The organism is Amycolatopsis thailandensis, assembly GCF_042723255.1.
In the GTDB taxonomy this organism is placed as follows: domain Bacteria; phylum Actinomycetota; class Actinomycetes; order Mycobacteriales; family Pseudonocardiaceae; genus Amycolatopsis; species Amycolatopsis thailandensis.
Window position 1 is genome coordinate 1 of record NZ_JBHXJK010000193.1, and the last position, 12398, is coordinate 12398.

Annotated in this window: 13 protein-coding genes and 1 pseudogene; 6 read left to right on the plus strand and 8 right to left on the minus strand. The window is 70.5% G+C overall.

Annotation, left to right across the window (positions count from 1 at the left end; all coding sequences use genetic code 11):
- Positions 1-62: 62 nt before the first annotated feature.
- The gene (locus ACFWMR_RS39875) at positions 63-1469 is read right to left on the minus strand and encodes an ATP-binding protein (RefSeq protein ID WP_378382141.1); all 1407 of its coding nucleotides are present in this window, start codon (positions 1467-1469) and stop codon (positions 63-65) included.
- The gene (locus tag ACFWMR_RS39880; RefSeq protein ID WP_093937285.1) at positions 1466-2200 is read right to left on the minus strand and encodes a response regulator transcription factor; all 735 of its coding nucleotides are present in this window, start codon (positions 2198-2200) and stop codon (positions 1466-1468) included. Before ACFWMR_RS39880 ends, ACFWMR_RS39875 begins: the two co-directional genes overlap by 4 nt.
- 154 nt (positions 2201-2354) lie before the next feature.
- Here ACFWMR_RS39880 and ACFWMR_RS39885 point away from each other — a divergent pair, with 154 nt between their 5' ends.
- Entirely contained in the window at positions 2355-2861 is a 507-nt protein-coding gene (locus ACFWMR_RS39885; protein ID WP_378382151.1) for a D-alanyl-D-alanine carboxypeptidase, read from the plus strand.
- Here the strand turns inward: ACFWMR_RS39885 and ACFWMR_RS39890 are convergent.
- The gene (locus tag ACFWMR_RS39890; RefSeq protein WP_378382142.1) at positions 2851-3852 is read right to left on the minus strand and encodes a saccharopine dehydrogenase family protein; all 1002 of its coding nucleotides are present in this window, start codon (positions 3850-3852) and stop codon (positions 2851-2853) included. The two genes, ACFWMR_RS39885 and ACFWMR_RS39890, sit on opposite strands and share 11 nt — an antisense overlap.
- A gap of 101 nt (positions 3853-3953) precedes the next feature.
- Here ACFWMR_RS39890 and ACFWMR_RS39895 point away from each other — a divergent pair, with 101 nt between their 5' ends.
- A complete protein-coding gene (locus tag ACFWMR_RS39895; RefSeq protein ID WP_378382143.1) occupies positions 3954-4919 on the plus strand; it encodes a helix-turn-helix domain-containing protein in 966 nt (321 codons plus the stop codon).
- Here ACFWMR_RS39895 and ACFWMR_RS39900 read toward each other — a convergent pair.
- The gene (locus ACFWMR_RS39900) at positions 4916-6100 is read right to left on the minus strand and encodes an aminotransferase-like domain-containing protein (protein WP_378382144.1); all 1185 of its coding nucleotides are present in this window, start codon (positions 6098-6100) and stop codon (positions 4916-4918) included. The genes ACFWMR_RS39895 and ACFWMR_RS39900 overlap by 4 nt on opposite strands.
- 111 nt (positions 6101-6211) lie before the next feature.
- Here ACFWMR_RS39900 and ACFWMR_RS39905 point away from each other — a divergent pair, with 111 nt between their 5' ends.
- Complete coding sequence (locus ACFWMR_RS39905) at positions 6212-6562, plus strand: hypothetical protein (protein ID WP_039919815.1); 351 nt, start codon at positions 6212-6214, stop codon at positions 6560-6562.
- Here the strand turns inward: ACFWMR_RS39905 and ACFWMR_RS39910 are convergent.
- Positions 6559-7699, minus strand: a pseudogene (locus tag ACFWMR_RS39910) (D-arabinono-1,4-lactone oxidase). The gene ACFWMR_RS39905 and the pseudogene ACFWMR_RS39910 overlap by 4 nt on opposite strands.
- A gap of 71 nt (positions 7700-7770) precedes the next feature.
- Here ACFWMR_RS39910 and ACFWMR_RS39915 point away from each other — a divergent pair.
- Genes ACFWMR_RS39915 through ACFWMR_RS39925 form a run of 3 tightly spaced genes read left to right on the plus strand, consistent with a single transcriptional unit; the run spans position 7771 to position 11003 of the window.
- A complete protein-coding gene (locus ACFWMR_RS39915) occupies positions 7771-9009 on the plus strand; it encodes an SLC13 family permease (protein WP_378382145.1) in 1239 nt (412 codons plus the stop codon).
- A 12-nt stretch (positions 9010-9021) separates the two neighbouring features.
- On the plus strand, positions 9022-9795 hold the full coding sequence (locus tag ACFWMR_RS39920) for an IclR family transcriptional regulator (protein ID WP_093937279.1): 774 nt from the start codon (positions 9022-9024) through the stop codon (positions 9793-9795).
- Between the two features lie 32 nt (positions 9796-9827).
- Positions 9828-11003, plus strand: a complete 1176-nt coding sequence (locus ACFWMR_RS39925) for a 4-hydroxybenzoate 3-monooxygenase (protein WP_378382146.1) — start codon at positions 9828-9830, stop codon at positions 11001-11003.
- A 16-nt stretch (positions 11004-11019) separates the two neighbouring features.
- On the opposite strand, the gene ACFWMR_RS39930 is transcribed toward ACFWMR_RS39925, so the two are convergent.
- The 3 genes from ACFWMR_RS39930 to ACFWMR_RS39940 all read right to left on the minus strand — a co-directional run bounded on the left by ACFWMR_RS39930 (position 11020) and on the right by ACFWMR_RS39940 (position 12255).
- Complete coding sequence (locus ACFWMR_RS39930) at positions 11020-11505, minus strand: hypothetical protein (protein ID WP_378382148.1); 486 nt, start codon at positions 11503-11505, stop codon at positions 11020-11022.
- Between the two features lie 146 nt (positions 11506-11651).
- Positions 11652-11900, minus strand: a complete 249-nt coding sequence (locus ACFWMR_RS39935; RefSeq protein ID WP_378382149.1) for a hypothetical protein — start codon at positions 11898-11900, stop codon at positions 11652-11654.
- Positions 11901-11997: 97 nt separating this feature from the next.
- Positions 11998-12255 (minus strand): hypothetical protein, encoded by a 258-nt coding sequence (locus ACFWMR_RS39940; RefSeq protein WP_378382150.1) that lies wholly within the window; start codon positions 12253-12255, stop codon positions 11998-12000.
- Positions 12256-12398 lie beyond the last annotated feature (143 nt).

The following is a 12398-nucleotide window of genomic DNA, read 5'->3' on the forward strand; positions in this document are numbered from 1 at the left end:
GGGCCGGACGCCGCACCCGGCGACCACCGAAACCGTCAGGAGCAGCGCGAGCCAGACCTTCCTCATGCCGACACCTCCTGACGAGGCAGCCGCAGTGTGAACACCGCGCCGCCCTTTACACCGTTCCCGGCGATCAGGCTGCCGCCGTGCAGAAGGGCGTTCTCCCGGGCGATCGCGAGCCCGAGCCCGCTGCCACCGGAACGCGCTCTGGCCGAATCCGCCTTGTAGAACCGGTCGAACACGTGCGGCAGCACCTCGGGCGCCAGCCCGGGACCGTGATCGGCGACCTCCAGTGTGATCCGCTCCCCCGTTTCGGAAAGCCGGAGCGAGACCGGCTTTTCCCCGTGCCGCAACGCGTTCCCGACCAGATTCGCCACGATGACGTCCAGCCGCCGCGGATCCAGCACGGCGAAGATCCCGGCGGGGAGTTCTCCCTCCACCTCGCCCGCCCAGCCGCGGATGCGCAGGCTCGCCGTGACCACCTCGGCGACGTCGACTTCTTCCGGGGCGAGGGCGGCGGCCCCGGCGTCGAACCGGGACACCTCGATGAGGTCGTTCACCAGGCGGGTCAGATGATGCGTCTCTTCGATGGTCATCCGCGCCGCGCGACCGGCGTCCCCCGAGAGCCGCGGCGCCTCCTGTTCGAGCACGTCCGCGACCGCCGTCATCGCGGCCAGCGGGGTACGCAGTTCGTGCGAGACGTCGGCGACGAACCGCCGCGCGTCGGCTTCCATCCGTTTCAGCTCGCCGACATGACGTTCCAGCGCTTCCGCCGTCTCGTTGAACGTCCGCGCCACTCCGGCCAGTTCGTCCGTCCCGCGGACCTCGACCCGGGCCCGCAGATCACCCGCCCCCAGCCGCTGCGCCGCGTCGCCCAGTTCCCGGACCGGCCGCAGGACACCGCGCGCGGCCAGGAGTGCCAGTCCGATGGCGAAGACGAGCGCCAGCCCGCCGAGCAGCCAGGCCCGGGTGGCGAGTTCGTCGATGCTCCGCGCCTCCGGGGTCATGTCGCGGGCGATGTAGGCCTCGATACCCGAAGCCCGCTGCTGCCCACCCGGAAGCTGCACGGTGAACCTGGTGCCCACCACCAGCATCGGTGTGCCATCGGAGTCGACCCGTTGCCAGGCCACGATTCCCGACCGCACCCGCTCGCGGAGTTCGGGCGAGATCAGCGATCGGAGCTGCGTGTTCCCGCTCGTCTGGTCCTCGTACAGGACCAGGGAACTCAAGTCGCGATCGGACAGTTCGCCGCTGATCCGATCCAGTGTCCCGTCGCCCGGCGGCAGCGGTCCGAGCGGGTACAGCGCGGTGGCCTTGTCGACCAGGACCCGGGCGGTGGCGTCCTGCGCCTGCTGGAGGATCACGGTGCGGGACTGGGCGTAGTTGACGCCGGCGACCGTCGCCGCGGTGATCACCACCAGCAGGCTGAACGCCAGCAGCAGCCGGTTGCGCAGGCCACCGAGCTTCACAGCGGCCCGAACCGGTAGCCGAACCCGCGGACCGTCTGGACGTACACCGGCGCGGACGAGTCGTCCTCGATCTTCGCGCGCAGCCGCTGCACACAGGCGTCGACGACCCGGGAGTCACCGAAATAGCCGTGCTCCCAGACACTTTCCAGCAGGTACTGGCGACTGAGCACCCGCCCCGGGACCTGCGTGAGTTCCAGCAGCAGCCGCAGTTCGGTCGGGGCGAGGGCGAGCGGCCTGTCCGCTTTGGTCACCGTCAGCCCGGCACGGTCGATGCCGAGATCGCCGTGACGCTCGATCCCGGCGGGCGCGGGCGCCGCGGGCGCCGGCTGCCCGGTGCGGCGCAGCACCGCGCGGATCCGTGCCTCCAGCACCTGCGCCCTGGCGGGCTTGACCACGTAGTCGTCGGCGCCCGCGGCGAGGCCCGCCACGACGTCGATGTCCTCGTTGCGCGCGGTGAGCATGATGATCGGCAGATCGCCCGCGGCCCGGATCCGGCGGCAGACCTCGAACCCGTCCAGTCCCGGCAGCATCAGGTCCAGCACGACGATGTCCGGCGGCCGCGACGCGAGCCTGGCCAGTCCTTCCTCGCCGGTGGCCACCGCGTCGACCGCGTGGCCGCGTCCGCCCAGCGCCATGCTCAGGCCGTCACGCACGGCCTGGTCGTCCTCGATGAGCAGCACTCTGGGCATGCCGACGACTATCGCAGCGCCGGACGGGATCCGCTCGTCCATGACACGCCATCGTGCCCATCCCGTTTCCGCGGAACGTCCACGGAATGTCATGGTCGTGTCACGGCGTGATCCGTGCGGAACGGTGACATTTTCGTCGGCGTCCGCGCACGTCGTCACGATCGGCCTCGGACAAGCGGCGTCGAGTGTGGACGGCATGAAGGAATCCGTTTTCGCGATGGTCACCCGAGTCCTCGCGGTGCTGCTGCTGATCCCGGCGTGGCTCAAGTCTCCCGGCCACGCCCGGCGGCTGGCCTGCGGCTGGGCGCTGTCGCTGCGATTCCCGGCCGAGGACCTCGCCGGGCTCACCGGCGGGACGCTGGCCGCGTTCACCGCCGCCAGGACCGAGGCGTTCTGGCGGCACCGCACGCTGCTCGGCGTCACCTCGGGGCATCGTGACGCCGCCGATCAGCTCCGCCTTTTCCTCGACGAGACCGAGCGGGGAGAAAAGCGCGTCCTGCCACCGAAGGATTCCGCGCACGTCCGGGGCACCGCGCTGGACGTCCGGCCGCGCGAAGGCGCGCAGTGGCTGGAGGATCACGGCGCCCGCTTCGCGCTCTACCGGATCTACGACAACGAATGGTGGCACTTCGAGTACCGGCCCGGCGCGGCGCCGCCCGCACGGCTGCCGCACCCCGGCTGGCAGGCGGAGGTCACCCGGTGACGGTCACCCGCGGGGCCAGCGCCGCCAGGAAGCCGGCCGCGTCGAAGACCTCCCCCGCCGAGACGACCCCGGTCGCCTTGGTCCGCCCGTCGAGCACCCGCTGGACCGCCTCCACCACCAGCGGCGCCGTGATCGCGTAGATGTCCTGCCCCTGTGCGACGATCCGCCGTTCCTCGCCACCGGACCGCACGACGACGTCGACCACGAACGTCTGCGCGGACGGCCCGTCGGCGGGCGGCGCCGGTGTCTCGGGTGTCACCACCTCGCGGGCCGCGTTCGTGGTCATGTAGGTGACCACTTCGGGAATGGCGAGGTGACTCGGGACGGTGACGACGTCGGCCATCGAGAACTCGCCGAGCACCGCGCGGGTCCCCAGCGGCGCCGGGAAGTCCCAGTCCGACTCCGGCAGCGCGTCGTCGCGGTGCTCGATCCGGCCGCCGGAGAAGCGGATCCTCTTCCCGTTCCGCCGCTCCCGCGAGACCTTGCCCGCCGCGCGGGTCCCTTCCGTCGGATGCCAGCCGCTCAGCCCGTAGGCGATGTGCGCTTCGTCGGCGGACGTCCAGTCGCCCAGGGCGGCGGTGACCATCAGGTCGCCCAGACCGCCGAAGAACGCCATCGCCGGGATCACCGTCGCGCCGGCCGCCTTGTCGCCGAACCGCGCGAAGGTGTCCATGTTCGCTTCGAGTTCCGCGGCCACGTCCAGATACGGGACGCCCGCCCGCAGCGCCGCTTCGATCACCGGCGCGGCGGTGTCGGCGAACGGACCGGCGGCGTTGATCACCGCGTGCGCGCCCTCGAAGGCGCGATCGAGCGAGGCCGGGTCGTCGACCGACGCCTGCCGGATCTCCAGGTCCGTCCAGGGCAGGGCGCGGAGTTTGCCCTCGTCGCGGCCCACGGCCAGTACGCCGAAGCCCCGCTCGCGTAACTCCTCCACCACGAACCGCCCGGTGTGCCCGTAGGCCCCGAACACCGCGACGTCGTACGTACCCATGGGGTTCTCCCTGTCCTCGACCGATCCACTGTGGACCATCCTGGCGACGCGATCGCTCCTCTGACAGTGTCCGGAACGCCATCATGCGTACACTTTCGGACATGAGTACGGTCGCGCTCGCCGCCACGGACGGGATGCTCCAGTTCGAACTGGCCATCGCCCAGGAGGTCTTCGGCACTCCCTTGCCGGGCTTCGGTCCCTGGTACGAACTCAGCGTCTGCGGTCCGGCCCCGGTGAAGGTCGGCCGGTTCCTCCTCGAACCGGATCACGGGCTCGGCGGGCTCGCCCGCGCCGACACGGTCATCGTCCCCGGCTGGGCCGACATCGACGTCGCCCCGCCCGCCGACCTCGTCGACGCCGTCCGCGCCGCCCACGAGGCGGGCGCGCGGGTCGCGTCGCTGTGCACGGGCGCGTTCGTGCTGGCGGCCGCCGGTCTGCTCGACGGCCGCCGCGCGACGACGCATTGGGCGCACACCGACGTCCTCGCCGCCCGTCACCCCCTGGTGGAGGTCGATCCGGACGTCCTCTACGTCGACAACGGCAGCGTGCTCACCTCGGCGGGCAAGGCGGCCGCGATGGATTTGTGCCTGCACCTGGTCCGCTCGGACCACGGGTCCGCGGTCGCGAACACCGTCGCCCGCCGCCTGGTCGTCCCGCCGCATCGCGCGGGCGGGCAGGCCCAGTTCGTCACCGCCCCGGTGCCCGAGCGGGACGACCATCCGCTCGGCGGGCTGCTCCCCTGGATCACCGAGCGGCTGGACCGGCCGCTGACCGTCGAGGACCTCGCCCGTCACGCCAACATGAGTTCCCGCAACCTGGCCCGGCACTTCCGGTCGGCGACCGGGACCACCCCGCTGCGCTGGCTGCTCGATCAGCGCATCCGCCGCGCGCAGGAACTCCTGGAGCGCACGGACGACAGCGTGGACCTCGTCGCGGAGGCCACCGGGATGGGCACGGCCGCCACCTTGCGGCGGCATTTCAACCGGACCGTCGGGGTGCCGCCGGACAGCTACCGCCGCACCTTCCGCGCGGCCGAAGGGTCCCCGCGACGCCCGCAGGCGGACTAGATCGCCGCGGACAGGGCCTTGCCCAGCCGCCGCAGCCCCTCCGCGATCGTCTCCGGCGCGTGCGTGGCGAACGACAGCCGCAACGCCGAACGGTCCGGCTCCCCCACCAGGAACGCCGAGCCGGGCACGAAGGCGACGTCATGGCGCAACGCCTCGGGAAGCAGCAGATCCGTGTCCGCGCCGCCGGGAAGGGTGACCCAGACGAACATCCCGCCGTCCGGGTCGGTCCACGTCGTCCCGGGTGGTGTGATCGCGGGCAACTCGGCCAGCATCGCGTCCCGGCGCGCGCTGTAGGTCGCGCGCAGTGTCCGCACGTGCGCGTCGAGATCCGCGGCGGCCAGGTACTCGGCCGCGGCCGCCTGGTCGACCGTCGAGGTGTGCAGATCGGTCGCCTGCTTGAGGATCGCGACGCGGCGTAGGAGTTCGCTCGGCGCGCGGAGCCAGCCCAGCCGCATCCCCGGGGCGATCACCTTCGAGAAGCTGCCGAGATAGACGGCGCGGCCGGCGAGTTCCGGACGGGCCGACATCGGCTCTTCGGGCTCGCCGCGATACCGCAGCTCGTGGTACGGATCGTCCTCGACGAGCCAGAACCCGTGGCGCGCGATCACTTCCGCGAGCGCGCGGCGCCGATCGGGACCGATCGTGCGGCCGGACGGATTCGAGAACGTCGGGACGAGGTACAGCAGGGCGGGTCGTTCCCTGGCCGCGATCTCGTCCAGCGCCGCCGGGTCGATCCCTTCCGAGTCACCGGGGACGGGCACGATCCGCGCCTCGGCGAGCTGGAAGCACTGCAACGCGGACAGGTACACCGGTTCCTCCACCAGCACGGTGGCACCGGGGTCGAGCAACGCGGTGCTCAGCAACTGCAAGCCCTGCTGCGACCCCGTGGTGACCAGCAGATCGTCCACAGTGGTCGGGAGCCCGCGATCGGACAGTCGTTCGGCGAGCAGCTCACGCAGCCGCGGATTCCCTTCGGTGGGCGAGTATTGGAGTGCGCGGCGGCCGGGCTCGCCGTCGAGCGCGCAATCGAAAGCGGCGCGGAGGCCGTCCACATCGAACAGTTCCGGCGCGGGCATGCCACCGGCGAAGGAGATCACGCCCGGGCGGGCGGTGAGCGCGAGCAGGTCGCGCACGGGAGAACTGGTGACGCCGTCCATACGACGGGCAAGGGGAAGAGACATGGAAGCTCCTCGGGAGAAACGTGCGGCCCCAGTGCAGCAGCCGGGGATCTTCCCGTGCGAGCAAGCAACTACCGCCACGATAGCAGTTCGCGCCTGCCCTAGGCTGGTGTCGTGCCTCTCGTGGAAATCACCTACTCCCCCGAACTTTCCGAAGCCAAGCTGCGCGAGCTGGGCTCGGTGCTGCCGCATCTCGTGTCCGTCGCGGTGGAATGCCCCGAGGAGCCCTACGACGGAGACCTTCAGCCGGGCGACGTCGAACTGCGCTTCCGGCAGCCGGGACCGTTCGACCGCTTCGGGCTGGACCTGCTGGTCGAGGTCCGGTCGAAGTGGTTCCCCAGCCGGGCGGACAACCGCCAGGAACGGGTGGACCTGCTGCGCACGAGCATCGAATCGGCGACGGGGATCGACGACGTCGGCGTGTATCTCTCACTGCCTGTCGCCGCCTGGTCGCAGTCGGACTAGCGCTCCCCGAAGACGTGCCGCCGCACGAACGGGCTCCGGAACTTGCCGTGCGGGTCCAGTTCGCCTGCCAGCGCCCGGAAATCGGCCAGTCTCGGGTAGTCCGCGGCGTGGTGGAAGAGCTTCCCCCAATGCGGGCGGACCCCGAAGGGCGCCAAGCGTTCCTCCATGACCGGCAGCAGCGCGCGGACCGCGTCCTCCTCGGGCCGCCAGGTGAAGTGGAGCGCGAGCCGGTCGCCGCCGTGGAACGGGCTCAGCCACAGGTCGTCCCCAGCGACCGTGCGGATCTCCGAGACGAGCAGGACGGGCGCGAGCCGGTGCCCGATGCCACGGAGGGCCTCCATAGCCTCGACGGCGTGTTTCATGGGCACGAAGTACTCGGTCTGGAGTTCGTTCCCGACGCTGGGCGTGAAGTCCAGACGGAAATGCGGGATCCGTTCGTGCCACGGCCCCGGGACCCCGAGCTGGCGGGTGCAGTTGTCCGCCCGGATCCCCGCCGCGTGCGCCGGATGCCGGGGCGCGTCCGCCGCCTTCGCGCCGAAGAATTCAGCACCGGGCAGTCCTGAACCCTTGACCCAGACCTGGTCGATCGTGTCGCGGGCCCAGTTCGTGAACATGCTGACGCTGTAGCCGGCGTCCTGGATCTCCTCGAAACGCTCGTACGCCGACTCCCAGGACAGGCCGTCGAAGACGTCCTGGCGGAGTTCGAAGGACGGCACCAGGTCGAGGGTCAGCCGGGTCACCACGCCCAAGGCGCCGAGACCGACGACCACGCCGTCGCCCGGAGCCGTGCGTCGCCGTCGCGACGGTGCCCGCCACCGTGCAATGAGGCAGCGACGCGAGGTTGGCCAGCGCGAACCCGGCCTCGTGCACCTGGACGGCGACGTCGCCGTACCGCGCGGACGCCGGCACCGTGACCGTCGCGGCGTCGACGTCGAGTTCGGCCTCGACGTCCAGCACGGACAGGTCGAGCTGGACACCGCCGGGACAGTCCGCGATGTCGTTGAAGCAATGCCTGCTGCCGAGCGCCTTGACCGCGGTCGCTCCGGCGACGGCTTCCCGCACCTGTTCGATCGTGCGCGGCCGCAGGATCCGCTCCGCGGTGAAGGTCCGATTGCCCGCCCAGTTCGTCTCACGCACCAGACCCAGCTTAGATTGCCGAAGTCGGCTTCACACGGAGGAGGATTCCCCTGACGGGCATTCCCGGCGAGATGGTGTCCATCGCGCTCTTGCTGATCGTCCTGGCCTTCGCGGTGATCCGGCCACGCGGTCTGCCGGAAGCGGTCGCCGCCGTCCCCGCCGCCGGGATCGTGCTGGCGGCCGGGGCGATCTCGTTCTCCGACGCCCTCGACGAGGTGGCCAGGCTCGCCCCGGTCGTCGGCTTCCTCGCCGCGGTGCTCGTGCTGGCCAAGCTGTGCGACGACGAGGGGCTGTTCCAGGCGGCCGGGACGCTCATGGCCCGGTTCAGCCGGGGCAAGCCGCGACGGCTGCTGCCGGCGGTGTTCGCCGTCGCCGCGGCGGTCACCGTGGTGCTCAGCCTGGACGCCACCGTCGTCCTGCTCACCCCGGTCGTGTTCGCCACCGCCGCGCGGATGGGCGCGCGGGCCAAACCGCACGCCTACGCCTGCACACATCTGGCGAACTCGGCGTCGTTGCTCCTGCCGGTGTCCAATCTGACCAACCTGCTCGCCGTGGCCGCGACCGGGATCTCGTTCCTCCGGTTCACCGCGCTGATGACCTTGCCGTGGCTGGCAGCGGTGCTCACCGAGTACCTGGTGTTCCGCCGGTTCTTCGCCGCCGACCTGGCGGCCCGGCCCCGCGGCGGGAAGACGGTCCCGGCCGGGAAGGTCCCGGCGTTCGTCCTGGTCGTGCTCGGCCTGACGCTGGCCGGGTTCGTGGTCACGTCGCTGCTGGACGTCAGTCCCGCGTGGGCCGCGTTCGCCGGGGCCGCCGTCCTGGCCTGCCGTGCCCTCGCGCAGCGCCGGACCTCCCCCGCCGCGATCGTCAAGTCGGCGAGCATCCCGTTCCTCGCCTTCGTCCTCGCGCTGGCGATCGTGGTCCGCGCCGTCGTCGACAACGGCCTGGACGAGGCGCTCAGCCACCTGGTGCCGACGTCCAGCTCGTTCCTCGCCCTGCTCGGCGCCGCCGCGGTGGCGGCCGTGCTCGCCAACCTGATCAACAACCTGCCCGCGGTGCTCGTCCTGCTGCCGCTGGCCACCGCGGGCGGGACACCCGTGGTGCTGGCCGTGCTCATCGGGGTCAACCTCGGGCCGAACCTCACCTACGTCGGGTCGCTGGCCACGCTGCTGTGGCGGCGGATCCTGCACCGGCACGACACTCGGCCCGATCTTGGCGAGTTCACCCGGCTCGGGCTGCTCACCGTGCCGGCGTCCATCGTGTTCGCCGTCGCCGGACTGTGGCTCGGACTCGCCCTGACTTCCACTCAGTGAGAAGCTGGGCGCATGCCCGGCAACCTGTCCACCCCCGGCGCCGGCGTCGTCTCACGGGCGTTCGCGCTGCTCGGCGCCTTCGACGTCGACCACCGCGAGCTGTCGCTGACCGAACTGGCGAGCCGGGCCGATCTGCCGCTGCCCACCGCGCACCGGCTCGCGCGCGAACTCGTGGGCCTGGGCGCCCTGGAGCGACGCGAGGACCGCTACGCCATCGGCAGGCGGCTCTGGGATCTCGGCCTGCTCGCCCCCGTCCAGTTCGAACTGCGGCAGGTCGCCGCACCCTTCCTCCAGGATCTCTACGGCGCGACCGGTGCCACGGTGCATCTCGGGGAGCGGGACGGTGGCCAGGTGCTCTACCTGGACCGGCTCTCCGGGAACGCGTCCGTGCCGGTGGTCAGCCGGATCGGCGGCCGGCTTCCGCTGCACGCCACCGGCGTCGGGAAGGTTCTGCTGGCCTGGGCTCCGGAGGACGTCCAGCGGCAGGTGCTGGCCTCGCTGACCCGCGTCACGCCGTACACCGTCACGCAGCCCGGGCGGCTGCGCGAGCAGTTGAAACGGGTCCGGCGGGAGGGTTACGCGCAGACCGTCGAGGAAATGAGCCAAGGCGCCTGTTCGGTCGCCGTTCCGATCCGGGCGTCCCCCGACGGTGACGTCGTCGCGGCGCTCGGGCTGGTCGTTCCGGATCTGAGCCGTGGCCGGGCGCGGCTGGTCTCCGCGCTCCAGGTGGCCGCCGCCGGGATCAGCCGGAGCCTGCGAGTTTCACTGAGCGGAAGCGAGCGCTAGGAGTTCGCCCTAGGCGCGACCAGACTCCGGTCATGCGCACCCCAGTCGCCATCGTCGGCGCCGGCCCGGCCGGACTCCTCCTGTCGCATCTGCTCGATCTGGCAGGAGTCGAATCGGTGATCGTGGAAACCCGCTCCCGCGAGTACGTCGAGGCGCGGATCCGGGCAGGCATCCTCGAACAGTCCACAGTGGACCTTCTGCGTGCGGCGGGACTCGCCGACCGGCTCGACCGCGAAGGCGACGAGCACCGCGGCATCCATCTGCAATGGCCGGAGGAACGGCACCATCTCGACTTCGTGGACCTGGTCGGGCGGAGTGTCACCGTGTACGGCCAGACCGAGGTGACCAAGGATCTCGGCAAGGCGCGAGCGGCGGCCGGGCAGCAGATCCACTACGAGGTCACCGACACCGCCGTGCACGACCTCGAGACCGACAAGCCCTACGTCACTTTCACCAGCCCGGACGGCACGCCGCAACGGCTGGACGCCGACGTCGTCGTCGGCTGCGATGGCTCCTTCGGGCCTTGCCGCACCGCGATTCCCGACGCCGCGAAGCAGACTTGGGAACGCACTTACCCCTATTCGTGGCTCGGCGTTCTCGCCGACGTCGCCCCTTCGACCGACGAGCTCATCTACGCCTGGCATCCCGACGGTTTCGCCATGCACTCGATGCGCTCGGCCACCGTCAGCAGGCTGTATCTGCAGGTGCCCAACGGCACCGACATCGGCACGTGGTCCGACGAACAGATCTGGGAAGCCCTCGCGACCAGGCTCGGCCACGGCCAGGACGGCTGGACGCTCACGCCCGGGCCGATCACCGAGAAGAGCGTGCTGCCCATGCGCAGTTTCGTGCAGCAACCCATGCGGCACGGGCGCCTGTTCCTCGCCGGTGACGCCGCCCATATCGTGCCGCCCACCGGCGCCAAGGGCCTCAACCTCGCCGTGGCCGACGTCGCCCTCCTCGCTCCCGCGCTGGCCGCTTTGCTGCGGGACAAGGACTCCACGCTCGCCGACGCCTACTCCGACACCGCGCTGCGCCGGGTTTGGCGGTGCACGCACTTCTCATGGTGGATGACGACGATGCTGCACCAGTCGGGCGATCCGTTCGACCGGCAGTTGCAGCTTTCGCAGTTGCGCTGGCTGGCGCGTAGTGAGGCGGGCCGGGCGGGGCTGGCGGAGAACTACGCGGGGCTGCCGATCGGGTTCTGATCCGGCCGGCGTGGATTCAGCGAAGTGGATCGGCCAGCAGCACCACTCGATCAACCGTTGGATCGAACCCGAGATTCGGATGGGCTGGGCTTCCGCCTTCCGGCAGCATCAGAACCGGCTTGCCCAGCTTTCGCCCGATCTCGGCGAGGAAGCCGCAGAGGTTGTCGACGCCGGCCTGGCCCTGCAACTCTCGTAAGTCGACGTCGAAGTCGATCTCCTCGGCAGACATGAGACGGAAGATCACGAGCATCTCCGGAACCGGGAAGACATGGAACTCCCCTACTTCGCCCTCCTCCAGGTGAGCGAGTGCTTCAGCCGCCGGAGGCAAAGGCAGGCTCTCGTCGGCCTGACGGAACTCCCACTGCCAACCACGCGCCTCGACCAGATCGAATACCGCCTGCCAGTCCTCTGTCGAGGCGTTCGGGACGAGCACGTCGGGAAGCGTGCCCATCAAATCAGGGTCGAAGAAGCACTTGACCTCGTCCCAATGAAGATCCGGCATGTGGCCATGGTGCCTGGCCGCTGAGGCGGCCGCAGCCGATTTATCGGGACCCAGGAGCGCTCATCGCCGTATTTCGGCAACGGCTCAGAATGGCAGCATCTCCGGACGGAGGTCGTGCTGCTCGGGTTACGCAGGTACCGACCGTGTCAGAGAGCGAGGGCCTCGGCCGGCCTCGCGAGGCGCTGCGCGAGTGCCTCGTCATGACGGGCGATCTCCCGCACGAGCGCCTCGACCGACATCTTGTTCGCCCGGCGCAGTTCGTGATCGTCCGTCGTGCTCGCGCGCGCCCGCATGAGCTCGTCGAGCAGCTCGGACGGGAGCTTGTCGGTATCCCGGCCATGATGCGGATTGAGACCATGACGGACGCAGGCCAGCGCGATGGTCTGATCGCGCACGCCGTCGAGCATCATCAAGGCCTGCCATCGACGACCCCGTGCGATCGCGGAGCGCGCGTGCAACCCGTACAGCCAAGGCTCGATCGCCCGGAACTGATCATTTGGCCAGAACGAAACATCGATCTGCAACGAGCTGGCCAAAAGAAAGACCCGATAGAGGACGCCTCTGGCGAGCACTGACCTCGTCCGGCTCCACCGCGGGCGCGATACGCAGCGCCAGGTCGATATCCGACCAAGCGTCCTCACGGCCTTTCGCCGCGGAGCCGACCAATGCCGCAGCGCTCACCTCGGCGTCATCGCGCGCCCACCCCAGAAGAGCGTCCCGAACCGCCGTCCTCTGCGCGATCGAAAACATGCGACCGACCCTAGGACATCCGCTGCCGGACACTCGTTGCGAGACCGCCAACCTGGATCCACCGGTGTGTTTGTTAGGTGATCTTGGTGGGGCTTGTTGATCTTGTGGTGGGGTGGTGGGCAGGGTGGGTTGCCGGTCGTCTC

Coding starts and splice junctions, on each gene's coding strand:
- ACFWMR_RS39880 (WP_093937285.1), bottom strand. CDS start 2,200: ATGGACGAGCGGATCCCGTCCGGCGCTGCGATAGTCGTCGGCATGCCC.
- ACFWMR_RS39885 (WP_378382151.1), top strand. CDS start 2,355: ATGAAGGAATCCGTTTTCGCGATGGTCACCCGAGTCCTCGCGGTGCTG.
- ACFWMR_RS39890 (WP_378382142.1), bottom strand. CDS start 3,852: ATGGGTACGTACGACGTCGCGGTGTTCGGGGCCTACGGGCACACCGGG.
- ACFWMR_RS39895 (WP_378382143.1), top strand. CDS start 3,954: ATGAGTACGGTCGCGCTCGCCGCCACGGACGGGATGCTCCAGTTCGAA.
- ACFWMR_RS39900 (WP_378382144.1), bottom strand. CDS start 6,100: ATGTCTCTTCCCCTTGCCCGTCGTATGGACGGCGTCACCAGTTCTCCC.
- ACFWMR_RS39915 (WP_378382145.1), top strand. CDS start 7,771: ATGGTGTCCATCGCGCTCTTGCTGATCGTCCTGGCCTTCGCGGTGATC.
- ACFWMR_RS39920 (WP_093937279.1), top strand. CDS start 9,022: ATGCCCGGCAACCTGTCCACCCCCGGCGCCGGCGTCGTCTCACGGGCG.
- ACFWMR_RS39925 (WP_378382146.1), top strand. CDS start 9,828: ATGCGCACCCCAGTCGCCATCGTCGGCGCCGGCCCGGCCGGACTCCTC.
- ACFWMR_RS39930 (WP_378382148.1), bottom strand. CDS start 11,505: ATGCCGGATCTTCATTGGGACGAGGTCAAGTGCTTCTTCGACCCTGAT.
- ACFWMR_RS39940 (WP_378382150.1), bottom strand. CDS start 12,255: ATGTTTTCGATCGCGCAGAGGACGGCGGTTCGGGACGCTCTTCTGGGG.